This is a genomic window from Embleya scabrispora, assembly GCF_002024165.1.
GTDB lineage: Bacteria > Actinomycetota > Actinomycetes > Streptomycetales > Streptomycetaceae > Embleya > Embleya scabrispora_A.
Genome location: NZ_MWQN01000001.1, coordinates 5,533,574 through 5,556,142, shown reverse-complemented (window position 1 = coordinate 5,556,142; position 22,569 = coordinate 5,533,574). Strand labels below are relative to the sequence as shown.

23 protein-coding genes and 2 pseudogenes are annotated in these 22,569 nt (G+C 71.4%); 9 read left to right on the top strand and 16 right to left on the bottom strand.

Going from position 1 to position 22,569, the window contains the following annotated elements; all coding sequences use genetic code 11:
- Positions 1–43 precede the first annotated feature (43 nt).
- The 4 genes from B4N89_RS24510 to B4N89_RS24500 form a co-directional block, all read right to left on the bottom strand.
- Complete coding sequence (locus B4N89_RS24510) at positions 44–562, bottom strand: hypothetical protein (protein ID WP_143658073.1); 519 nt, start codon at positions 560–562, stop codon at positions 44–46.
- A 30-nt stretch (positions 563–592) separates the two neighbouring features.
- A complete protein-coding gene (locus B4N89_RS24505) occupies positions 593–799 on the bottom strand; it encodes a hypothetical protein (protein WP_078977964.1) in 207 nt (68 codons plus the stop codon).
- Complete coding sequence (locus B4N89_RS52675) at positions 796–918, bottom strand: hypothetical protein (protein WP_268812521.1); 123 nt, start codon at positions 916–918, stop codon at positions 796–798. Before B4N89_RS52675 ends, B4N89_RS24505 begins: the two co-directional genes overlap by 4 nt.
- A 119-nt stretch (positions 919–1,037) precedes the next feature.
- Positions 1,038–2,267, bottom strand: a complete 1,230-nt coding sequence (locus B4N89_RS24500) for a helix-turn-helix domain-containing protein (RefSeq protein WP_078977961.1) — start codon at positions 2,265–2,267, stop codon at positions 1,038–1,040.
- Between the two features lie 152 nt (positions 2,268–2,419).
- Here B4N89_RS24500 and B4N89_RS24495 point away from each other — a divergent pair, with 152 nt between their 5' ends.
- Positions 2,420–2,866 (top strand): HD domain-containing protein, encoded by a 447-nt coding sequence (locus B4N89_RS24495; protein WP_078977960.1) that lies wholly within the window; start codon positions 2,420–2,422, stop codon positions 2,864–2,866.
- 53 nt (positions 2,867–2,919) lie between these two features.
- On the opposite strand, the gene B4N89_RS24490 is transcribed toward B4N89_RS24495, so the two are convergent.
- From B4N89_RS24490 to B4N89_RS24480, 3 genes are read right to left on the bottom strand one after another with little or no spacing between them, the layout of a single operon-like run.
- Positions 2,920–3,246, bottom strand: a complete 327-nt coding sequence (locus B4N89_RS24490) for a DUF1048 domain-containing protein (protein WP_078977959.1) — start codon at positions 3,244–3,246, stop codon at positions 2,920–2,922.
- Position 3,247: 1 nt separating this feature from the next.
- Positions 3,248–3,604 (bottom strand): DUF1048 domain-containing protein, encoded by a 357-nt coding sequence (locus tag B4N89_RS24485; protein ID WP_078977958.1) that lies wholly within the window; start codon positions 3,602–3,604, stop codon positions 3,248–3,250.
- Positions 3,601–3,927, bottom strand: coding sequence for a PadR family transcriptional regulator (locus B4N89_RS24480; protein WP_078977957.1), 327 nt, complete (start codon positions 3,925–3,927; stop codon positions 3,601–3,603). The genes B4N89_RS24485 and B4N89_RS24480 overlap by 4 nt, the downstream gene beginning before the upstream one ends.
- 170 nt (positions 3,928–4,097) lie before the next feature.
- On the opposite strand from B4N89_RS24480, the gene B4N89_RS24475 reads away from it, so the two are divergent.
- Entirely contained in the window at positions 4,098–5,162 is a 1,065-nt protein-coding gene (locus B4N89_RS24475) for an FHA domain-containing protein (RefSeq protein WP_078977956.1), read from the top strand.
- Between the two features lie 132 nt (positions 5,163–5,294).
- On the top strand, positions 5,295–6,014 hold the full coding sequence (locus B4N89_RS24470; protein ID WP_235618760.1) for a M50 family metallopeptidase: 720 nt from the start codon (positions 5,295–5,297) through the stop codon (positions 6,012–6,014).
- A 155-nt stretch (positions 6,015–6,169) separates the two neighbouring features.
- Here the strand turns inward: B4N89_RS24470 and B4N89_RS24465 are convergent, their stop codons facing one another.
- The 4 genes from B4N89_RS24465 to B4N89_RS24450 all read right to left on the bottom strand — a co-directional run bounded on the left by B4N89_RS24465 (position 6,170) and on the right by B4N89_RS24450 (position 11,473).
- Positions 6,170–6,604, bottom strand: coding sequence for an SRPBCC family protein (locus B4N89_RS24465; RefSeq protein WP_078977955.1), 435 nt, complete (start codon positions 6,602–6,604; stop codon positions 6,170–6,172).
- A 124-nt stretch (positions 6,605–6,728) separates the two neighbouring features.
- Positions 6,729–8,624: an exonuclease domain-containing protein gene (locus tag B4N89_RS24460; protein ID WP_078977954.1), complete on the bottom strand. Its 1,896-nt coding sequence runs from the start codon at positions 8,622–8,624 to the stop codon at positions 6,729–6,731.
- A gap of 84 nt (positions 8,625–8,708) precedes the next feature.
- Positions 8,709–10,322: an alpha/beta hydrolase gene (locus B4N89_RS24455; RefSeq protein ID WP_078977953.1), complete on the bottom strand. Its 1,614-nt coding sequence runs from the start codon at positions 10,320–10,322 to the stop codon at positions 8,709–8,711.
- Positions 10,323–10,360: 38 nt separating this feature from the next.
- Positions 10,361–11,473, bottom strand: coding sequence for an LLM class flavin-dependent oxidoreductase (locus B4N89_RS24450; RefSeq protein WP_078977952.1), 1,113 nt, complete (start codon positions 11,471–11,473; stop codon positions 10,361–10,363).
- A 142-nt stretch (positions 11,474–11,615) separates the two neighbouring features.
- Between B4N89_RS24450 and B4N89_RS24445 the strand changes: the two genes are divergently transcribed.
- Together B4N89_RS24445 and B4N89_RS24440 are read left to right on the top strand one after the other, a co-directional pair.
- A complete protein-coding gene (locus B4N89_RS24445; RefSeq protein WP_161500806.1) occupies positions 11,616–12,509 on the top strand; it encodes an IclR family transcriptional regulator in 894 nt (297 codons plus the stop codon).
- Positions 12,510–12,734: 225 nt separating this feature from the next.
- Positions 12,735–14,060, top strand: coding sequence for an ammonium transporter (locus B4N89_RS24440; protein ID WP_078977950.1), 1,326 nt, complete (start codon positions 12,735–12,737; stop codon positions 14,058–14,060).
- A gap of 84 nt (positions 14,061–14,144) precedes the next feature.
- Here the strand turns inward: B4N89_RS24440 and B4N89_RS52670 are convergent.
- The 3 genes and pseudogenes from B4N89_RS52670 to B4N89_RS24425 all read right to left on the bottom strand — a co-directional run.
- Positions 14,145–14,423 (bottom strand): annotated as a pseudogene (locus B4N89_RS52670) (flavoprotein); the annotation flags it as partial.
- Between the two features lie 5 nt (positions 14,424–14,428).
- Positions 14,429–15,235, bottom strand: coding sequence for an XRE family transcriptional regulator (locus B4N89_RS24430; protein WP_143658072.1), 807 nt, complete (start codon positions 15,233–15,235; stop codon positions 14,429–14,431).
- Between the two features lie 153 nt (positions 15,236–15,388).
- Positions 15,389–15,964, bottom strand: coding sequence for a TetR/AcrR family transcriptional regulator (locus B4N89_RS24425; RefSeq protein ID WP_201260890.1), 576 nt, complete (start codon positions 15,962–15,964; stop codon positions 15,389–15,391).
- Between the two features lie 101 nt (positions 15,965–16,065).
- On the opposite strand from B4N89_RS24425, the pseudogene B4N89_RS51615 reads away from it, so the two are divergent.
- Positions 16,066–16,647 (top strand): annotated as a pseudogene (locus tag B4N89_RS51615) (DUF2867 domain-containing protein); the annotation flags it as partial.
- A 42-nt stretch (positions 16,648–16,689) separates the two neighbouring features.
- Entirely contained in the window at positions 16,690–17,139 is a 450-nt protein-coding gene (locus tag B4N89_RS50785; protein ID WP_235618974.1) for a DUF2867 domain-containing protein, read from the top strand.
- 338 nt (positions 17,140–17,477) lie between these two features.
- On the opposite strand, the gene B4N89_RS24415 is transcribed toward B4N89_RS50785, so the two are convergent.
- Both B4N89_RS24415 and B4N89_RS24410 read right to left on the bottom strand, forming a co-directional pair.
- Entirely contained in the window at positions 17,478–17,861 is a 384-nt protein-coding gene (locus B4N89_RS24415; RefSeq protein ID WP_078977946.1) for a hypothetical protein, read from the bottom strand.
- Between the two features lie 82 nt (positions 17,862–17,943).
- Positions 17,944–20,457, bottom strand: coding sequence for a DEAD/DEAH box helicase (locus tag B4N89_RS24410; RefSeq protein ID WP_078977945.1), 2,514 nt, complete (start codon positions 20,455–20,457; stop codon positions 17,944–17,946).
- Between the two features lie 165 nt (positions 20,458–20,622).
- On the opposite strand from B4N89_RS24410, the gene B4N89_RS49080 reads away from it, so the two are divergent.
- Together B4N89_RS49080 and B4N89_RS24400 are read left to right on the top strand one after the other, a co-directional pair.
- Positions 20,623–21,096, top strand: a complete 474-nt coding sequence (locus tag B4N89_RS49080; protein ID WP_143658071.1) for a hypothetical protein — start codon at positions 20,623–20,625, stop codon at positions 21,094–21,096.
- Positions 21,097–21,235: 139 nt separating this feature from the next.
- Positions 21,236–22,465, top strand: a complete 1,230-nt coding sequence (locus tag B4N89_RS24400) for a styrene monooxygenase/indole monooxygenase family protein (protein ID WP_078977943.1) — start codon at positions 21,236–21,238, stop codon at positions 22,463–22,465.
- The last annotated feature ends 104 nt before the right edge of the window (positions 22,466–22,569 follow it).

The following is a 22,569-nucleotide window of genomic DNA, read 5'->3' as shown; positions in this document are numbered from 1 at the left end:
CCGCCGAACGCACCGGACCGGATCGACCCTGTCGCAGGGGCGCTCAGACGGGCCGGGTCATGGGCCCGGCCCGGTACATCTCGGCGGCGGGCGCGGTGGTGGTCTTGTCGGCGAGGGCGCCGTAGTCGTATTCGACCATCCACCGGTCACCGTCGTGCCACACGCGGGTGATGGTGCCGAGGTGGTGCAGCCCGTGGTCGAGCCTGCGCCACAGGTGCTCGCCGACGGACCAGGGGGGTGGGGTGGACACGAGTTCTCCTGGGATGCGAAACGGACTCGGCTCGGGGGCGGTGCGCGCGCGGTGCAGGACCATCCGCACATTGCCGGGCGAGAACCCGGCAACGCGGGCGACGACTTCGATGGATATCCCGGCCCGGTACGCGTCGGCAACCGCGTCACGCAGCGCGGCCCCGGCGGCACGACACTCCCGGCGATGCGCATCCCGCCGCTGACGGGCCGTCGTCGCGGGATCGGGTTGCCACCCCTGGAGCCGGTCGCGCCCGGCGGCGGCAGCGGCGAGCCGCACGAGGGCGGCCGGCCGGTCACGGGATGGCGGGGGCATGGCCTCCTCGCGGGCGGCGTCGAGCATGGTTCAGCCGCCCGAGTTCGAGATCCGGCCGATCCCCGTGGGCGGCAGCGTCCGCACCAGACGCATCCGGGCCTCGTGCACCAGCGCGGTCAACTCTGCGCGCGTCAGGTCCAGTTCGGGGCGACCGGGCAACACGATGCGATGCGGGCGAGACGAGTCACCCGATTCGGTGACGCTGACCCGGACGACGATGTCGCTGCGCGGCGTCACGGCGTCACCGCCGGGAGCACCGCGTCCGGGCGGAGGACGCGATCGGGCGCGGACAGGACCGGGTCGAGCCGCCCGATCGGTGAAACTGGCACGGTGTGCGTGAACTTGCGTCGGCTCATGGCATTCCTCGCGGTAACGGCGAACGGTCACGCAACCTTGGACGAGGATGCAGACGGCAACAGGGACAGATCGTCCCTCCACCCGGAAGGGTCAATCCGTCCCTGTTGTTCGTGCGTGCTCAGTCGACGATGCCGACGTTCTCCGCGAGTTGCACGACATCGTTCCGGAGGGGACCGCGCGTGGTCCGCCACAGCTCGGCGATCACGCCCCGTGCCGCCGGGGTGAACCGCACCGCCTCCGGGCCGACCGTGACCGCGCGTTTCATCAGGTGCAGGGCCGCCGTGTGCTCGCCCCGCTGGACGTGGCTGCGGGCGCTCTCCGTCCACAGTCGCGACTGGCGTTCCATCGACGGCATGGTTTCCGGATCGATCCGGTCCGCGTACTCCAACGCCGTTCCCGCGCGCCGCAGATCGGCCGCCACCGAGACCGCGTGGATGTCCACGTTCGTCCGCCCGAAGACCGTCCACGGATGCAGGTAGCCCGCCGGCAGGGACTTCGCCGTCGCGTCGCCGCGCTGCCAGTGGGCCCAGGCATCGCCGTCGTGGCCGGACTTCGCGTGCGTGATCGCGGCATGCAGGTGCAGCGCGCCGTACAGGCCCCGCGCGTCCTCGCCGAGGTCGTCCAGGTGCGGACGCATCGCATCCGCCGCGTCGATCACGACCGCCAGCGCCTCGTCGCCGTCGGCCGTCTCGCGCAACGCGTTGCCGTAGCACCAGGCGGCCCCCGCGAGTGCCTCCGGCGTGTCGGCGTACTGCGCGGACGACATGCCGCGATCGGCCACCACCCACACCAGCTCGGCAGGCGCGATATAGGCGATGTGCTGCTGTACGAGGTGGTAGATCGTGGCCAGGACGGCGTACGCCTCACGCCGCTCCGGCCCGTCGAGCACTCGAACCGCGACCTCGCCGTCGCCGATCAGATCGGCCAGGAGCGCGCCGACCTCGCTGCGGTTGAACCGCGAGCCGTGCCACAGCCGCCAGGCGGCATCGACGCGCGCCCGGAGCGCCGCCACGTCCGGTGCCTCCGCAGGCCGAACGGCGGAGTGGTTCCGCTTCTTCACCGCCGCCCAGATGCCGGGGATCGATTCGTGATGCAGGGCCGGTGACACGGGCTGCAGCACCTCCCCGGCGCCGGCACCGGTGAGGACCCCGAGATCCGTCAGCCCGAGAACGCACGCCAACCGCAGTATCAGTCTGTGATCGCGCAGTTCACGCTCACCGGACTCGATCTTCTTGAGCCAGTCGGGCCCGCGGCCACACAACCCGGCCAGGACCGGACGGCTCATCCCACGCCGCCTCCGCAACCACTCGATCCGCTCGCCCATCGTCAGGTCAGCCGGCACGTCCATGAATGCCCCCGGAGGTGGTGTGTGCGCCTGTTGCCAAGGTACGCCGAGAGAGCATCGGCAGTGACCTCGTCGGACTCCCGACTACGATCGCCGACATCCGCATCACGTGGCCGGTCGAATCACGTTGCCGGTCGACAGGCAAGGGGCTTGGCGTGGCTGACGACGACCGTGTGGTGGCGAACTTTCTTTTCGAGGCGGGGACGCTGAAGAACCACAAGCGCACCGGGTGGTGGATCGCGGGGGTCAAGGATCCGGAGAGCGTGGCCGAGCATTCGTGGCGGGCCGCCCTGTTGGCCTCGATCATCGCCGAGATGGAGGGTGCCGATCCGGCGCGGGCCGCGTTGTTGAGTGTGTGGCACGACACCGGGGAAAGCCGCACCGGGGATCTCGCGCCCGAGGCGATCTGTGCGGGGGACGCGGACAAGTTGGAGTGCCTGGTCCAGGCCGTCGAGTACCGGGACCAGGGGCACGCCAACGCCGAGCGCTGGATCGTGAACTCGCAGAAGCGGATGCGCACCGAGTCCGCCAAGCGCATCGCGGCCGAACTCCTGGGCACCGGTTCCCTGGGCTGGCTCCGCAAAGCCATGGGCGAGTCGTAGCGGCGTCCCGCTCCGCGACTGGGGACCGGGCGACCGGTGTGACGCGGCTGGTGCTACTTCTCGGCCGGGCCGGGGCGACTGCCGATGGACTCCCGGAGGGCGTCCGCACGGGTGCGGGAGTCCTTGATCAGGTCGTCGCAGAACGCGGCGACGTCGGTGCCGATGAGCTCCAGGACCCCCTTGCCCGCGGCAGCGCCCTCCTCGAAGAAGTCGACGATGCCCGGGAGCAGGGGCCCGTCGGGCAGGTCGAGCGGGCCGACCTTGAACAGGTACGTCTGCATCTCCTTGTAGACGATGCGGTAGTCGGGCGGGAGCGCCTTGACCCGAGCCGTATGCGCCCGCCACTGCTTCTTGCCCTCGATGATGTCCCGGATGCTCACGTCAGCCTCCCAGCCGGCTCAGTTTCCGTGCGACGTTCCCGTTCAACTGCTCGCGCCATCGGTCGCGATGGGTGCGCGCCCCTTTTCCGCCGACCAGCGCCGCGCAAAAGCCCGGGATGTCGTCGCCGAGCACCTCGTGCACGCCCTGCCCGTCCGCCACCGATTCCTCGAGCAGCCCCAGGGCGCCGTCGAGGATCGGCAGCAGGTTGCGGCCGGTGAAGTCCCCGTAGAGGAAGAGGTTGGCCTTGATCTGTTCCCACGCCGCCCGGTGGCCGTCCGGCAGGGCCTTGGCCCGGGCTTCGAACGCCTTCCATTCCCTGGTGAGATCGCTGCCGGTGACCGTCTCGCGGAAGTTCATCCGCCGCCCTCCTTGAGCTTGTCGATGCGTGACGAGACGTACTGCCATTTCGCCCAGAACCTCGCGAGTTCCTCGCGTCCGGCGTCGTTGAGGGCGTAGAACTTGCGCGGCGGACCGACCCCGGACGGTCGTTTCGTGACCTGGACGAGGCCGTTCCGCTCCAGTCGCAGCAGGATGGTGTACACCGTCCCCTCGACGACGTCGGCGAAGCCGAGTTCGTTCAGCCGACGGGTGATGGCGTAGCCGTAGGTTTCCTCGCCGGCGATGATTTCGAGCACGCAACCTTCGAGCGTGCCCTTCAACATCTCCGTCAGGTCGTCCATCGCGGGTTCTCCTCGATTGCCCCGGTACTGAGTGACACCGAGTACCACTACAAAGTATCACCGAGTAGTGGTCGTGCCAACCGCCTGCCGCGTGCGTACGGCGGCGTGTGGCGCGGCGGGGCGGGCGGGTTTCGGATAGGAATGGGGCAGGGTTCGAGCAGGGGGACGGTATGTGGGACGCGATCGTGGATGTGGCCGATGTATGCCACTCCGAGGACTGGGAACCGGCCGGCGCGGAAGGGCCGATTCCGGCTCGCGTCGATGCCGCCACGGCGGCTTGGCGGGCTCGCCACGGGGCCGACGCGCGGGTCGAACTCGTGGTCGACCGGGCGTTGTTGTACACCCTGAGCCCGGCCGACGCGCACGCGTTGCGGCGGCTTGTCGGGCTCGGTGAGGCGAGTCTGGTGCCGGTCGCGGACACGGTGATCCTGGAACGGGCCGAAGCCGGCGGGCTGCACGTGCTGAGCGGGGATCGTTTCCTCGACTTTCGCCGCCGACACCCGTGGATCGAGGCGCACCCCGAGCGGTTCCACCACTGGCGGCGGGATGCGGACGGCGTGGTGCGCTTCGTGCCCGCCGGGATCCGGCCCGAGTCGCCCGTCGCTCGCGTCGAGGACGTCGGCGACCGCTGTCCCGACCCGGCGCGGCATCCGGAGATCGTGCGCACCCGGTGGCGCTGCGCCGAGGCGTCGTGTGTGTACGGGCGTACCTGGAGCGGGCGGCTGCCGGTGTGGCCGTGCGTGGACGACGGTGGGCGGGCGGTCTGTCCGGGCTGCGCGAGCGTGCTCCGGGCGGCGGGCGCGCGCCGGACGATGCGCGAGGTGGCGCTGGCCGACCACGCCGGCGGCGCGTCGATCGAGCGCCTTCCGCTGGAGGTGGGCGATGCCCTCGTACTCGGCCGGGGGCGCATCGACAACGGCTACGACCTGGGCGGTCGGGGGCACCGGTTCGGCGAGGCGGTGCGCTACGTGAGCCGACAGCACCTACTCCTTCGCCTGGCGTCGGGGCGGGCCGGCGAGCACGTGGTCGCGGTCGATCTCGGCTCCGCCAACGGCACCGAGGTGGAGCGGTGGAACGGCGCGACGTACGAGCCGGGCCGATCCCTGGCCGTGGACACCGAGGTGGTCCTCGCCCCGCGTGATCGGCTCGTGCTGGGCGGCGGGGTCCGGGTCGAGGTCGCCGACCGCCGGATCGACGCCGCCGCCGAAGCCGCGAGCGCCGCCGCCACGGGCTGACCCCCGGTCCGGGCAGGCCCCGGGTCGGCGACAGTCGCGTCACGGGACGGTGCGCGGGCGATCGGGGGTGCGCGGCGGACGGTAGCGTTCGCGGCGGGGGCAGCGGTCGGGACGTAGGACGAGAGGGGCGGCGTGAGCAACGTCGACACGGTGTCGTTGCAGGACATGTGGGACCGGGTGGTCGGGACCCAGCCGGATCCGCCGAGTTGGCTCGCGTTGGTGACGGGGGCGATCGCGGTCGCGGTGGTGCTGTACCGCCCGACCTGGCGACCGCTGCGCACGGTGGTGACGATCGCCCACGAGGGCGGACACGCGATGGTGGCGCTGCTGATGGGGCGCCGGCTGTCCGGGATCCGGCTGCATTCGGACACCTCCGGGGTGACCGTGTCGGTGGGCAAACCCACCGGCCTGGGCATGGTGTTCACCGCGATGGCCGGCTACATCACGCCGTCGATCCTGGGCGCGGGCGGGGCGGCGCTGCTCGCGGGCGCGCACATCACCATGGTGTTGTGGGTGGCGCTGGTGCTGCTCGCGCTGATGTTCATCGCGATACGCAACTGGTTCGGCGCCCTGGTACTGCTGGTCACCGCCGGGGTGATCTTGGCCATCTCGTGGCTGGCCAGTGCCCGGATCCAGGCGGCGTTCGCCTATCTGCTGGTGTGGTTCCTGCTGGTGTCCGGCGTACGACCGGTCCTGGAGTTGCAGCAGATGCGCAGCCGCGGCCGCGCGCCGTGGTCGGACGCGGACCAACTCGCCGATCTGACCCGGATACCGGGCGCGTTCTGGGTCGCCTTCTTCGGCCTGGTCTCCGCCGCCGCCCTCGGCATCGGCGCGGGCTCCCTGCTCACCTGATCCCGTCGCCGGGCCCGAACGCGCCGAGGCCGCCGGCACCCACCTCGCGGTGGGTCCGGCGGCCTCTTCCGTTCCGCGTGACCCGTTCCGGCGCGTCAAGGCGCGTGAAAGCGCGTCGAAGCGCGTTGGAGCGCGCCGGCTCGGGTCGGCGCGGGTCAGAGTGCGTCGGGCAGCTTCGCCAGGACGCCGTCGTAGATCCGCTTCAGCCCGGCCGGCGCGAAGGTCTTCTCGAAGAAGCCCCCGATGCCGCCGGCCCCGTTCCACACCGTGACGACCTCGACCCGGCTGCCCGCGCCGGCGGGCGAGACGGTCCACGTGGTGACCATCGACGAATTGGCGTCGGTCTCCACGAGTGTGAGGGGAGCCGGTTCGGTGACCGTCACCAGGCAGTCGCGCGAGCGCTTGCTGGTGGCCTGCAGCCGCCAGTGCGCGACCGTACCGGCGCCCTTGCCGCCCTCGCGCACGTCGTACTCCGAGAAGTGCTCGGTGAGCAGCTTGGGTCGCACGTCCGCGTAATCCGCGACGGCCGCGAAAACCGCCTCCGGTTCCGCCGCCACAGTCGTGTGTGCGGTTGCCCTGACCTGCGCCATGACCACTCCTTGCCCTCGATTGCTGTCGGCCGGGTCAAGCAAACCACTCCGCCGCCCGGCGACCGAATCGCACTCCGGTTACCGGCCGGTCGGGCGGTCGTCATGTCGACGAGTCGGACCGGTTCTAGGCGATGTCCACGCCGAAGGAAGCGGCCAGGCCGGCGAGGTCGAACTCGTAGCCCTGGCCCTCGGTACGGAACTTCCAACCCGTGCCCAGCCGGTAGAACGTGCCCAGCAGCAGCACCCGTTCCACCGTCGCGGCGTCGAGCACCGAGCGGCGGAACGCGGTCCCCTGGAACGGCGCGACGTCCAGTTCGATCGGCCCGACCGCGTCGAACGTACTGGTCCCGTCCACGGCGGCGGCGATCACGACGCGACGTACATCACGCGGCAGCGCGTCCAGTTCGAGGGTGACCGTCTGCTCGGCCGGCCCCGACGCGTCGAGGACGACCAGGTCGAGCGGCGTGGCCGGCTGGTTCCAGAACACGAAGTCGGCGTCGCCGCGTACCCGTTCGTGCTCGTCGAGGAGGAAGGCCACGATGTCGATCTCCTCGTCGGGGCGATCCCAGGCCCACGAGGCGTTCAGCGTCCACCGGCCGGGGTTGGCCCCGCCGGGCAGCTCGACCGTGCCCCCGCGCGGCAGATGGCCGGTGTCGGGCCGGCCGGACGTCGCGGGCGCCGTCGGGGTCGCGGACACCGACGCGGACCACTCGGCCTCGGTCAGACACACCGCGCCGAACCCCTCGGCCCGGGCGATCCGGGGGTCGGCCGCCGCGCCGGGCAGCACCACCACGGTGTCCACGGTCGAGGTGAGGTTGATCCGCAGCCGGGCCCCGGACTCCAGGACGAGCTGCCGGACCCGACCGCCGTCCAAGTGCTCGTCGCGGCCCTGGAGGACCAGCACCTGGCGCACGGCCGCACGGGCGCCGGCCCGCGGCGAGTCGGGCGCGGGAGCGGTGGTGCCCCGGGCCGAGTCCGACGCGGCGACAACCTCGGCGGGAACGGCCTCGGCCCGCTCCGGGACCACTACCTCCACCGGGCCGTTCGCGCCCTCCCCGCGCGGCGCCGGCACCACCCCGACCCGCGCCGTCCCGGGCCGCACCCGGGCCACCAGTTCGACGAACGTCGCCTCGTCGATCACCGGCGTCCCCGCCTGCGCCGCCCGGCGGTTCTTGCCGCTGCCGCTGCGCGGGTGGTTCGTGACCAGGACCGACGTCCTGCCGCTGACCGAGCCGGTGACGTACAGCCCGGCCTCGCTCGCGCGCAGCTCCAACCCCTCGCGCGGCCGCTCGGTCGCGCCGGTGAACGCCACGCGCATGCCCTGGACCAGCCCGACGCCGAGGTCGAGCCGACCCGGATTCACCCACGGACACGGCGCCTTGGCCGGCGTGCCGCGTTCCGCGTTGCGACCGCGCGCGACCGCGGCGCGGCGCTGCCCCGGTTCGTCGCCGGGCGCGGTCAGCGGCAGCGGCAGGCCCGCGCCGGCCGCCTCGTGCAGGCCGTACCGGAAGATCTCGGAGAGCACCCGCACGTCGTCCACCGCGTCGTGCGCCCGCAGTTGGCGAACCCGGTAGTGCTCGGCGAGCGTGGCCAACCGGTAGTCGCCGACCGGCAGTTCCAGGTGCCGCGCGAGCGCCATCGTGCACAACCGACGCTCCATCGGCCACGCCGTGCCCAGCCGCCGGTACTCCGACGTCAACATCTGCCAGTCGAACGGCGCGTTGTGCGCGACGAGGACCCGCCCGGTCAGATACTCGGCCAGATCCTCCGCGACGCGGTCGAACGTCGGTGCCCCGGCCAGCCGTTCGGCGGTCAGCCCGTGAATGTGCACCGGTCCGGGATCACGCCCGGGATCCACCAGCGTCGACCAACGATCGGTGACGGTGCCGTGCCGGTCCAGGACCTCCACGGCCACCGAGACGATGCGATCCGAACTCCGAAGCCCCGTGGTCTCCACGTCGACCACCGCATAGTCGCTCGGGTAGTCGACGGGCCACGTCGCGAGTGATGTGACTGTCACTCACGGACCGTACAACGCGCGGACGCGACAGGGGGGCGAGAGCCGCAATCGTGATGCGCGCCCCGCCCCCGAGCCGCGTCGAAGTCAGCCGCAGCGGGTGCCGGCCGCGGGCAGTTCACCCTTGACCAGATACGTCTCCACCGCGCCGTCGACACACGTATTGCCCCTGTTGTACGACCCGTGCCCGTTGGCCTCACGGGTGAGCAGCACCGCGCCCGGCAATTGCGGCGTGAGCGCCTGCGCCTGCTCGTACGGCGTCGCCGGATCCCCGGTCGAGCCGATCACCAGCACCGGCGGTGCCCCAGGCGCCTGGATCGGCCTGGCCCGGTCGGTCCCGTTGGGCCGGCAGTCGGCGGCGAACGACCAGACCGTCCCGGGCCCGGTGATCGGCATCGTGTCCGCCACCTCGCGGGCCAGCCGGTCGGCCTCGGCCATGGTCAACGACCGCCCGTCAGCGCAGTTGATGGTGAGGTTGGCCGCTGTGTGGTCGCCGGGGTAGGCGCCGTTGCGGTCCCGCCCGAGCCACGGGTCGGTCTCCGCGGCGGCCTTGGCCGCGTCGTCGCGCAGGTAGGCGCGCAGCGTGATGCGCAGGTCCTTCCAGGACCGTTCGCTGTAGATGCCCTGCGCGATCACGTTGACGACCTCGCCCTCCCCGATCGTGCGGCCCTGGGCGGTCGTCAGGGGTGTCCGGCCCAACTCGTGCAGTCGATCCGCCAATTTCCGCGTGGCCTCGGCCGGCGTGCCGTCGAGCGGGCAGTCCCGCTGCTTGAGGCAGTCGGTCAGGAAGGCTTGGAAGGTCCGCTCGAAGCCCTGCGCCTGGCTGCGCGCCCCCGCGACCCGGTCCAGGGCCGGGTTGATCGGCGCGTCCAGCACCAACCGGCCGCTGTGCGTGGGGAACTTCTCCAGATACACCGCGCCCAGGAAAGTGCCGTAGGAGTAGCCGAAGTAGTTGAGCTTGTCCTCACCCAGCACCCCGCGCAACACGTCGAGGTCCCGGACCACGTCCTCGGTGCCCAGGTGCGCGAGCATCTTGCCGGCGCGCGCGGTGCAGCCGTCGGCGAACTCCTTGAAGTAGGTCGTGATCCGCTCCAGTTCCGCGGGATCGTCCGGCGTGGGGTCGATGCCCTTGTACCGGTCCGTGCCCGCGTCGTCGACGCAGGTCACCGGGTTGCTTCCGCCGGTCCCGCGCGGGTCGATCCCCACGATGTCGTAGCGCTCGCCCAGCGCCGGGCGTAGCGCGAAGCTCGCCGTCATGCCCTGCACTCCCGACCCCGGGCCGCCGGGATCGACCGCGAGGATGCCCAGCCGCTCTCCCGTGGCCTTGCGGCGGTACGCCTGGAGCTCGATCGACTCGGCGGCGGGGTTCGCGTAGTCCAGCGGCACGCGCAACTTCGCGCATTCGAGCATGCCCTCGTCGCCCTTGGTGCGCTTGTCGTCGGGGCACTTGGCCCAGGCGAGTTGGCGACCGTAGAACTCCTTCAGCGCCGGGTCGTCCGCCCCGATCGGCTTGGCCGTCGGCGGGGTGGTGCCGGCGGGCGCGGGGGCGCCGCCGGCCGGCGGCTGGGTCTTGGACTCGGCATTGGGTGTGGCCTTGGGCTCGGACCCGCCGCCGGACCCGCCGCAGCCGACGGCCAGGGCCAAGACGAGGCCGGCGGGGATGATGCGTCGCGCTCGCGACACGAATATGGAGGTGCTCACGGCGCCAAGAACTATCAGCAACCGACCGCACGTGCCCACTATTTGTTTGGTCGGTATCTCTCAAGTTCCGGAATGACCTCTTTGCCGAGGATTTCGAGGGTGCGCATGATCTCCCGGTGTTCCAGGAATCCCCACTGGACGTAGCAGATCAGCTCGTCCACGCCCAGGTCCGCGTAGCGCTTGAGCTTGCGTACACAGGTGTCCACGTCGCCGATCACGATCATGTCGGCGGCGTCGAAGGTGTCCACCGGGACCTCGCCCTCGAACAGCGGCTTCAGGAGCGGGAAGGTGCGGTCCCGTTCCTCCGGGGTCAGGTGCGGCAGTTCCCATTCCAGGGTGAACATGGCCAGGTTCTTGTACCACCACGCGACCGAGTCCCAGACCCGGCGATCCACCCGCTTGCCGGCGGTGGTGTGCACGAGCGTGTAGGCGGCGACCTTGTTCGTGGTCACGTCGGTCAGCGGTGTGGGATCGGCCGCCGCCGCGCGGTAGGCGGCCACCTGGGCGGCCATCGTCTCCAGCGGCTGCATGATCGAGAAGGACAACATGCCCAGGCCGGACCGGCCGGCGATCTCCGCCGAGCCCTGCGAGGTGGCGGCCATCCAGCACGGCGGGTGCGGGTCCTGGAAGGGCTTGGGGGTGACCATCCGGCGCGGGAAGGTGAACCGCTCCGACGCGTACTCGAAGTACTCCTCGCGCCACATGCCGGTGACGATCTCGATCGCCTCCCGCCAGTCGTCGCGGGAGCGGGCGATGTCCACGCCGAACGCGGTCTGCTCCATGGGCGTGGAGCGCCCCGTCCCCCACTCCACCCGGCCGCCGGACAGGATGTCCACGGTGGCGACCTTCTCCGCGATCCGCTGCGGCGGGGTGAAGCCGAACGGGGTGAGGGTGACGCCGAAGCCCATCCGGATGCGCTCGGTGAGGCCGGCGAGGTGGCCGAGGAAGACCTCGGAGGCCGGCATGTGCGAGCGGCCCTCGCGGAAGTGGTGCTCGACCGCCCAGACGGTGTGGAACCCCATGCGGTCGGCCAACCGGATCTGCTCCACCGCCTCGCGGTAGGCGCGCTGCTCGGCTTGCCGCTGGCCGTGCGGGTGTTCGCCGGGCCAGGGGCGCGGCACGTCCACTTCGTAGAGCACGTCGAGCTTCATGGGGCGACTCCCGAGGTCGGCTTCGAAGGCGGTATGTTTCGGCATATCGAAAAGTTTTTCCGAATCCCGTATTCCGTGCTGCCGAGTGTGGCCCCGCGAGGTATCGGCCACAAGATGCCCGCCGGGTCGGAGAGTCGCCCTCATGGTCCGTCCCGCCCTCGCCGCCGGTCGCGCGGTGGAGATCCTGAACTTCTTCGCCGCCCACCCGGGTCAGGCGTACACGCTGTCCGAGCTGCACACCGCGCTGGGCATCAACCTCGCCTCCGCGCTCTCCGTGCTCCAGGCGCTGGAGGACGGCGGCTACCTGGTGCGGCATCCGCGCCGCAAGACGTACGAGCTGGGCCCGGCGCCGATCGCGCTGGGCGACGCGGCGCTGCGCGGCAATCGGGCGGTGGACCTGGCCCGGGCCGAACTGCGCGCACTGGCCGGTGAGTTCGACACCGAGCTGGTGGCGAGCGTGGCGATCGGCGACGAGGTGGTGATCCTGGCCGTCGAGGGCCGGCCGCAACTGGCGTCCGCCGATGTCCGGGTGGGGCAGCGGCTGCGCATGGTGCCGCCGCTCGGGCAGGTGTTCCACGCGTGGTCCCGGCCCGACGAGGTGGACGCCTGGCTGGACCGGCTCGACGAGCGGGTACGCGGCACGGCCCGGATCCACCTGCCCGCCACACTCGGCGCGGTCCGCGAACGCGGCTACTCGATCACCCTGGACAGCCCGACCCGGACCCGGATCGGCGACACGCTGGAGCGTATGGCCGAACACCCCCGCGAGGCGCCGCTGCTGCGCGACCGGCTGGCCGAGTTGGTCGCGGCGCTCGGCGAGGAGGAGTACGAGCTGATCGCGGTCGACCCGGGCACCACCTACGACATCTCGACCCTGGTCGCCCCGGTCTTCGACGCCGCCGGGCGGGTCGCGGTCGCCCTCACGCTCAACGGCCTGAAGGCCGTGACGGGCCGTCGGGTGGGCGACTACGGCGAGCGGTTGGGGGCGGTGGCCCGACTGGTCACCCGGCGCTCGGGCGGTCGGGCACCGGGGTGAACCGGGCGCGGGGGCAAAGCCTGGTGCCGGGGTGAACCGGGGTCGGCCATCCGTGTTTCACCGGCGTGTCGGGGCGTTCACCCCGTGCACATCCGCTCACCATCGGGCAATGCGCGCGTAACACACGGGCGGTTCCTTAACCCGCGCGTAACACCGAGGTATACGCCAGGAAACCCGCGCTGCGCACCCTGACCTGAAACCCCATCAGGCCCATGAGGGAGCCGCATGACCGTCGCCGTCGCCCCCGACGCCCTGAACGCCGGAGACACCGCGTGGCTGCTCGTGGCCACCGCGCTCGTGCTGCTGATGACCCCCGCCCTGGCGATCTTCTACGGCGGCATGGTGCGGGCCAAGAGCGTGCTGAACATGCTGATGATGAGCTTCGTGGCGATCGCGGTGGTGACCGTGGTGTGGATCGCCTTCGGCTACAGCCTGGCCTTCGGCGGCGACGTGGGCGGCGGTCTGCTCGGCGATCTCGGCAGCGTGTTCATGGCCGGCACCAAGCCCGCCGATCTGCACGGCACGGTGCCCGAACTGCTGTTCATGGCCTTCCAACTGACCTTCGCGATCCTGACCGTGGCACTGATCTCCGGGGCGATCGCGGACCGCACCCGGTTCAAGGCATGGGTGCTCTTTTGCGCCGTGTGGGTGGCCTGCGTCTACGTCCCGCTCGCGCACTGGGTCTGGGGCCCCGACGGCTGGATCGCACATCGCCTCGGTGCGCTCGACTTCGCGGGCGGCCTCGTGGTGGAGATCAACTGCGGCGCGGCGGGCATGGCGGTGGCCCTGGTGCTCGGTCCGCGGATCGGCTTCAAACGGGATCCGATGCGGCCGCACAACCTGCCGCTGGTGGTGTTGGGCGCGGGGCTGCTGTGGTTCGGCTGGTTCGGCTTCAACGGCGGCTCCGCGCTCGGCGCCAACGGACTGGCGGCGCAGGCGCTGGTGAACACGCAGGCGGCCGGATGTACCGCGCTGCTCGGTTGGCTCGCGGTGGAAAAGCGCCGGGACGGACACGCCACCACGCTCGGCGCGGCCTCCGGCGCGGTCGCCGGCCTGGTCGCGATCACCCCGGCGTGCGGGGTGGTGGACATGCCGGGTGCGATGGTGATCGGCCTCGTGGCGGGCGTCCTGTGCAGCTTCGCGGTCGGCTGGAAGCACCGCTTCGGCTACGACGACTCGCTCGACGTGGTCGGCGTGCACTACGTCGGCGGCGTGGTCGGGACGCTGCTGATCGGCCTGTTCGCGGCCGACGGCGTCACCGGCGGCCCGGCGGGCCTGCTGCACGGCGGCGGCGCGGCGCTGCTCGGCAAGCAGTTGGTCGCGATAGTGGTGGTCTCGGCGTTCTCCTTCGGCGTCACGTACACGATCGCCAAGGTGATCGACCGCACCATCGGCTTCCGCGCCCACGCCGACCACGAACAACGCGGCCTGGACCTGGCGGTGCACGCGGAGTCGGCCTATGACCTGACCGCCTTCGCCGGCACCAAGCGCACCCCGGGCCCGACCTGGCGCCCGAGCCCGAAACCGGCGGAGGACCTGGACCTGGACTGACCCCGACCGCACGCGCGACGGAAGCGCCACGCTGGGCAGGCCGAGCCCGACGGCCTCGGTCAGGACGCCGAGCGCGTAGGTGTCCGCGTGGCCGTCGGCCCACTTCGTGAGGGTGTTCATGGTCAGGGGAGCCACGGCCACGGCATCGGGCTTGGGCCACCGCCCGGGCTGATCGGCACGCCGATAGCGGGAACGAACCCCCCTCCCGGTCACCGCCTCGACAGCCGCCGCATCGACGAACCCACCACCCTCGGCCGCCGGCGTCGCGATGGTACATACATCCCACCCCCGCCCCACCGCGTCCCGAAGCAACACCTCGACATACGGCGCGGGCCCCGCCGCACAGACGACGAGATACAGCACACGACTCACCACGACACTCCCGATCGCACGGCCGGAGAACGCAGTTCCGGGAGCCGACCGTACTCGTCGCAACGCACCAGTTGGCCGGTGAGGTTCCTGGCCGCAGTGCGGGAGTGAATCTCTTCGGGTGCCTGTTCCTCTGCCGTCAGCAGCGCGATTCCGGCCTTCTCGGTGTGTCCGCAGGCGGCTAGGGCCCGGGCCACGTCAAGCCAGAAGACCGCGCGTCGCTCGGCGACCTCCAAGCCCGTGACGTCGACGCCGCGGGCCGCCTCGACCGCGTGTCCGGCATTGCCCAGGGTGAGGGCCAGGGACACACGATGGACGCCGACGTTGGTGGGGCCGAACGCCGTCCACTCGCGGTTGCCGTCGACGCCGAGCATGGCCGCGGCATGCTCGGCGTCGGTGAGGAGGGCTGCGACGGTATCCGCGTGGTCGATCTCCGACGCCGCCCAGGCTGCCCGCAGGAGCAGTGCGCCGAAGACGGAGATCAGTTCGGGCGTGTCCCTGCGCAGGTAGCGGGTCAGGTCATGGGCTGTGTCGACTCCGTGACGGATGGCCTGGCGATGGTGGCCGACCCCGCCCATAGCGTGTACGACGATCCTCGCGGCGCTGCCGATTGCGGCAGGGTCCTCCAATGCGCGAGCGGCCTGCGCGGCCCGGTCGGCCGCGATCCAGGCCGAGGCCGCATCGCCCCGCTTGCGGAGAAGACTCGCCACAACGTGATAGGCGGCAACGGCCGCACGCCGTACACGCGGATCGTCGAGGAGAACGCCGTAGCGGCACGCCTGCATGTGCCGCTTGGCCGATCGCACGGCGCGCCACCATCACCCGGGTGTGGCACGACGGTGACCGGTGGATGGTCGAATACGACTACGGCGCCCTCGCCGACAAGAGCACCACCGCGCCCGCCGCCGAGATGTACCGGGCCGGGCCCATGCCCCGGCCCGTCCGAGGCGCCTGCCTCGTCAGGGCTTGGGCTTCGGTCTGGGGCGGGCGAGGAGGATGTCGGCGGCGTGGGCTCGGACTTCGGCCTTGGTTCGGGGGCCGTGGTCGAGGTCCAGGAAGTGGCCGCCGATCGCCATCGCGAAGGCCATCAGGCTGCGGGCCTCGACCTCGTCGGGGTCGGCGCAGAACGTGCCGATCATCTCGCGCAGCAGCGCCATGCGCCGGGCGTCCACGCGGCGCAGTCGCTCCGCGACCGCCTCGTCGCGACGGGCCCAGTCGCGGATGGCCAGGTCGATGGGCAGCAGGCGGTCGTTGGAGAAGGTGAGCGCGCCCGCGCGCTGGATTTTGGTCCTCGGGTCGCCGCCTTCCCGTTCGACCCGGTCGATCACCTCGTCGGTGCTCTCCCGCTCCCAGGTCTCCAACATCGCCTCCAGCAGGGCGCCGCGGTCGGCGAAGTAGCCGTAGAACCCGCCCTTGGTAACGCCGAGTCGCTTGGCCAGCGCCTCGACGCGGACCGCGTCCGGACCGCCGGCGGCCAGGGCGCGCAGCCCCTCCTCGACCCACCGGTCCCGCGGCGTGCGCGGCGTTCCCACCATGTGCCCCACTTCACTTTCGGTGCTGATGTACGGAGCCGTATAAAACGGCTAACCTCATTTTATACGCAGCCGTATATCGCGCACCCGAGGCGGTCCTGCCCATGAAGCTCCCCCGCACCGCGTACACCGACCGGCCGTGGCGCATTCACGAACTCGCCCCCGACTTCCGGGTGGAGGACGTGTGGTCGTTCCGCACACCCGGTGCCGGGCCGGACGACTTCCCGACCATGCTCGCCGCGCTGCGGGCGGCCGGCGGGCTCGCGAAGCAGAGTGCGCCGGCCCGGTTCCTGTTCGCCGCGCGCTGGAAGATCGGTGCCCTGCTCGGCTGGGACGACCCGAGGACCGGTCTCGCGGCACGGGTCCCGTCCCTGCGCGATCGCCTGCCCGCCGACCTGCGCGACAACCCGGGCTTCGAGTCCGAGGAGATGCCGCTCACCCCCGTGTACGAGCTGGACACCGAGTGCGCCCGGGAGTTGGCGAACAAGACCGTCCACACGATCATGCACCTCGGATGGGTGCCGACCGCGAGCGGCGATTACGAGTTGCGCATGGCGGTCCTGGTGAAGCCCAACGGCACCTTCGGCCGGCTCTACATGGCCGCCATCGCGCCGTTCCGCCACCTCGTCGTCTATCCGGCGCTGACCCGGCAATGGGAAAGCGCCTGGCGGGAGTACGGCCGTCCGAACCCCGAAGGCGGCAGCCCGGCGGGCACCGTCGACGGCGTCGTGGGACGGAAGGACCTGCCCAAGTCGTTCCACGCCCTCACCGCGCTGCCCGACTTCGACTACGTCGACGTGTTCACCTTCACCACGGACGCGGCCGGCGACGCCACACCCGAGCAGTGGGCCCGGGCGATGTTCGGCGACGTCCCCAACGCCGGGGAACGCCTGATCTGGCGCGGCCTGCTCGGCCTGCGGCTCACTCACGGGCGCTCGCCGGACACGGTGGCCGGCTGGCGCGTCGCCGAACGCGGGCCGGACTGGATTCGGTTGGCGACGGCGTCCCCACACCTCACCGCCAACCTCGTCGTCCGCACGAGCGAGGGGCAGGTCGCACTCGCGACGTTCCTGCGCTACGAACGCACCCTCGGCCGGCTGATCTGGCCCCCGCTGTCCGCCGTGCACCGCCGCCTGGTCCCCGGCGTACTCCGCAACGCCGCGACCAGGGTCCACTGAGGATCCCGGTTGGTGGGGGCCGACCTGGGGCCTCTCGACGAACTCGCCAGAGGAGCGGGTCAACCCGTTCCTGCCCGCGAGCGCGCGCGTGTTGTGGCGCCCGGGTCGCCGGACCTGCCCCTGGTGGTGGGCGGCCACCCGCCCGCACAGGCGCGAGCTTGGGCAGCCCGGACGCCGGGATGGCCTACGGCGACGCCGCGGGGCGTACGCGCGTTCACCCGGGCCGAGGCCCGCCGATGGGAGGAGGACGCGGCGGACGGCGTCCCGGGCGCGGACGAGCTCGCCCCTACGGCCCGGCCTGGGCCGACGTCCGGGCGTAGCTCCGCCGAAAGGCGCCGTCAGCGGGACCGGCGGCCCAGCGCGACGGTCGTGGCGAGAGCGGCCACCGTCACCGCCGCCGGCAGCGCCGCCCGGCGGGCATTGCGGCGCCTGTTGTGGGCGTCGAACAGGCCGCCGCTGGACTGGAACGAGAAGGCCGACCACACCGATTGCGCCGAGAACGCCGAGGCCACGCCCAAAAACGAGCCGATCGACACGCACGACAGGGTCGAGCCGACCGACCCGAAGGACAGCGCCGAACCGACCGAGCCGATCGACAACACCGAGCCCACCGAGCCGATCGAGAGCACCGAACCCTCCGACCCGATCGAGAGCACCGAGTTGTGCGAGTTCCGGGACAGGATCGAGCCGTGTGCGTCGACGGCGAGCCGCTTCTTCGTCATCGGCCCAGTCTGCCCGAACTCACATCCGAGCAACCGCGATCACCCGCACCGCCGCGCGCGCCGCTCCCACGCCGGCCGCCGCTCACATCCGATCCACCGCCACCACGCGCACCACCGCGCGCCCGGTCTCGTCCGACTCGGTCAGGTCCACCTCGGCGGTGATGCCCCAGTCGTGGTCCTGGGCCGGGTCGTCGAACACCTGGCGGACCCGCCACGCCGAGTCCTCCTTGGTGATCTGCAACAGCTTGGGCCCGCGCGCGTCGGGACCGGTGCCGATCGAGTCGTGCTCGTCCCAGTAGTCCGCCAGCGCGTCCTGCCAGCGCTCGGCGTCCCACGCCGTGTCGCCCTCCTGCTCGGACAACTCGCCGAGCTGGAAGTAGCGCCGCAGCGCCGCGAGTTCCACCCGCCGGAAGAGCGCGTTGCGCACCAGGACCCGAAACGCGCGCTCGTTGGCGGTGACGGGCGCGGTCCGCCCCTCGATGTCGTCCAACTCCTCCTGCGTGGCGTCCGGGTTGGCCAGCTTCTCCCACTCGTCGAGGAGGCTGGAGTCGACCTGGCGGACGAGTTCGCCCAGCCACGCGATCATGTCGTGCAGGTCCTCGTTCTTGGCGTCGTCCGGCACGGTCTGGTTCAGCGCCTTGTACGCGCTCGCCAGGTAGCGCAGCACGATGCCCTCGGTGCGCGCGAGTTCGTACCAGCCGACGTAGTCGCCGAACGTCATCGCCCGTTCGAACATGTCGCGCACGATCGACTTGGGCGACAGCGGGTGGTCGCCCACCCAGGGGTGGCTGCGCATGTAGATGGCGTAGGCGTGTTCGAGCAGGTCCTCCAGCGGGCGCGGGTACTGGATGTCGGCCAGCCGCTCCATCCGCTCCTCGTACTCGATGCCGTCGGCCTTCATCTGCCCGACCGCCTCGCCCTTGGCCTTGTTCAACTGCGCGGCCAGGATCTGCCGGGGGTCGTCCAGGGTCGCCTCGACCACCGAGAGCACGTCGAGCGCGTAGGTCGGGGCCTCCGGGTCGAGCAGGTCGAACGCGGCCAGCGCGAAGGTGGACAGCGGCTGGTTGAGCGCGAAGTCGGCCTGGAGGTCCACGGTGAGCCGCACGATGCGGCCCTCCTCGTCCGGGGCGTCGAGCTTTTCCACCACGCCGCCGTCGAGCAGCGAGCGGTAGATCGCGATCGCCTGCCGGATGTGCCGCAACTGCTGCGCGCGCGGCTCGTCGTTGTCGACCAGCAGGTGCCGCATCGCCTCGAACGCGTTGCCGGGCCGGTTGATCACCGCGAGCAGCATCGCGTGGGTGACCCGGAAGCGGGACGCCAGCGGCTCCGGCTCGGCCTCCTGGAGCCTGGTGTAGGTCTCCTCGTTCCAGCCGACGAAGCCCTCCGGGGCCTTCTTGCGCACCACCTTGCGGCGCTTCTTCGGGTCGTCGCCGGCCTTGGCCAGCGCCTTGAGATTCTCGATCTCGTACTCGGGGGCCTGCGCCACCACGTTGCCCACGGTGTCGAAGCCGGCCCGCCCGGCGCGCCCGGCGATCTGGTGGAACTCGCGCGCCCGCAGTCGGCGCACCCGCTGGCCGTCGTACTTCGACAGCGCGGTGAACAACACCGTGCGGATCGGCACGTTGACCCCGACGCCGAGGGTGTCGGTGCCGCAGATCACCTTGAGCAGCCCGGCCTGGGCGAGGCGCTCCACCAGCCGGCGGTATTTGGGCAACATGCCCGCGTGGTGCACGCCGATCCCGTGTCGCACCCAGCGCGAGAGCTGGCGGCCGAACTTGGTGGTGAACCGGAAGCGGCCGATCACCGACGCGATCTGGTCCTTCTCCGCGCGCGTGCACATGTTGATGCTCATCAACGACTGGGCCCGCTCGACCGCCGACGCCTGGGTGAAGTGCACGATGTACACCGGCGCCTCACGCGTGGTCAGCAACTCCTCGATGGTCTCGTGCAGCGGGGTGACCCGGTAGGAGAAGTAGAGCGGCACCGGGCGGGTGGCCGACTTGACGATCGTGGTGGACCGGCCGGTACGCCGCTTCAGGTCGGCCCGGAAGTGGTCCATGTCGCCGAGCGTGGCCGACATCAGCAAAAACTGCGCCCTCGGCAGCTCGATCAGCGGGATCTGCCAGGCCCAGCCCCGGTCCGGGTCGCCGTAGAAGTGGAACTCGTCCATCACCACGACGCCGACGTCGGCTTCCGCGCCGTCGCGCAGCGCGATGTTGGCCAGCACCTCGGCGGTACAGCAGATGATCGGCGCGCCGGCGTTGACCGAGGCGTCGCCGGTCATCATGCCGACGTTCTCGGTGCCGAACTGGGCCACCAGGTCGAAGAACTTCTCCGAGACCAGCGCCTTGATCGGCGCGGTGTAGAAGCTGCGCTCCTTGCGGGCCAGCGCGGCGAAGTGCGCGCCGGCGGCGACCAGGCTCTTGCCCGAGCCGGTCGGCGTGTTCAGGATGACGTTGTTGCCCGAGACCAGCTCGATCAGCGCCTCTTCCTGCGCGGGGTACAGGGTGAGGCCGCGCTCTTCCGCGTACGCGGCGAAGGCCTCGTACAGGGCGTCGGGGTCGGCCTCGGCGGGGAGCAGATCGATGAGAGTCACCCGTCTATCCTGCCTGCTCGCCGCCCCCGCCCCGGACCCAACCCGGATACGACCTCGCCCGCGCGTCGGCGGCGGCGCTCCGGGCGCCGGTCGCGGGGGCTTCCGGTGACGCGTGTCACATGTCTAGGGTCGCGTGATCATCCGCCTCCGGGGTCGGGAGTGCTCGTGGGATCGGCACGACGCGTGGGGCGGGTGGGTCCGGTGCTGCGCACGGGGCTGGTGCTGTTCACCGGCGTGGTCCTGGTGGGCAGCCTCCTCGGGTACGCGGCCCGCTCCGGATCGCCGGCGTCCCGACGCGCGCCGACCGTGGTCGCGCTGTCGGACGAGGCGCGGACGGGGGCCGACGGCATCGGCTGGGCGGTCCGCTACGGCGGCCTCGGTCACGACCGCCGGCAGCGCACCTACCGACTGGTCATCTCCGCCGATCCCGCCTCCCTGGACACGGTGCTCGCCGGCGGCGTCGACCCGGACGTGTGGGACAGCGGGGTCGTGTACTCCGCGCAGCGCGTCGGGGTGCGCCCTTCGGGGTTCCGCTACGAATCGGGCACCACGTACTACTGGAGCGTGCGGATTCGCGACGACCGGGGCCGGGACTCCGACTGGAGCGCCCGCGAGCGGTGGACGGCGCCCCGCCCCTGACGCCGACGCCCGCCTACGCGCCCACCCGCCGAGGGCCGATCTCCGGTCGGCGGCCCCCGAGTTCCCGTCGGTGCCCCCGTGAACACGCAGCGCGAGCCATACGATGCATGCGACTTGATCAGGGGAAGGGACTTCAGCCATGCGCAGGATCCTCATCGTCGGTGCCGGCCAATCCGGGCTCCAGCTCGGCCTGGGATTGCTCGCCCACGGCTACGACGTGACCGTGATGACCGAGCGCACGCCCGACGAGATACGCGCGGGCCGGGTGACCTCGACACAGATCATGATGCCGTCGACGATCGCCCTCGAACGGCCGCACGGACTGGACCTGTGGGCCGACCGGGTGCCGCCGATCGACCGGGCGGGCTTCACCATCCCCGGCCCGGACGGCACGCCCGTGGTGGACTGGCTGGGCGATCTGGGCGGCGCGCAGTCGGTGGACCAGCGGATGAAGATGCCCGCCTGGATGGAGCTGTTCGTGGCCCGGGGCGGCAACCTGGTGGTGCACCCGGTCGCGGTGTCCGACATCGACTGGTTCACCCGCGCCCACGACCTGGTGGTGGTGGCGGCCGGCAAGGGCGAGTTGGTGTCGATGTTCGACCGGGACCACGAGAAGTCCGAATTCACCACCCCGCAGCGGCAGTTGGCCGTCGCCTACTTCCACGGCGCGACGCCCAGGCCGGCGGTGGGGCACGACGCGCTGCACGTCAACGCCATCCCCGAGGCGGGCGAGATCATCATGTTCCCGGGCCTGACCCTGTCCGGGCCGTGCGACATCATCCTGCTGGAGGCGATCCCCGGCGGGCCGCTGGACGTGTTCGGCGGCGTGCGCGACCCGCAGGCCTACTGGGCGCTGATGCGCGACGTGGTCCGCCAGTTCGCACCGTGGGACCACGACCGGATCAGCCGGGCCGAACTCACCGACCCGATGTGCGTGCTCAGCGGCGGCTTCTCCCCCATCGTGCGCAAGCCGGTCGCCCGACTCCCCTCCGGCGGGGTCGCCCTGGGCATCGGCGACGTGCTGGTGACCAACGACCCGCTCAGCGGCCAGGGCGCCAACAACGCCGCCCGGGCCGCCGACCTGTACCTGAACGCGATCGTCGCGCACGGGGATCGGCCGTTCGACGCCGACTGGATGGAGTTGCTCTTCGCCACGTTCTGGGACCGCGCCCGGCACGGGGTGAAGTTCTCCACCGCCCTGCTCGGCCCCCCGCCCGAGCACGTGCGGATGCTGATGGGCGCGGGCAACGACTGCCCGGCCGTCTGCGACGCGATCATGAGCGCGTTCGACAACCCGGCGGAGTTCGAGGACTTCATGTACGACCCGGAGAAGACGAAGGCGTTCCTGCACGGCGTCGGCGCGCTGTAGGGCGATCGGCGCCGGCGAGGGCGCAAAGAAGGCCGGCCCGAGAGCTCACGCTCTCGGGCCGGATGCCGTCGCGCCCCGGGTGGGGGTGGGGACACGAACGGCCG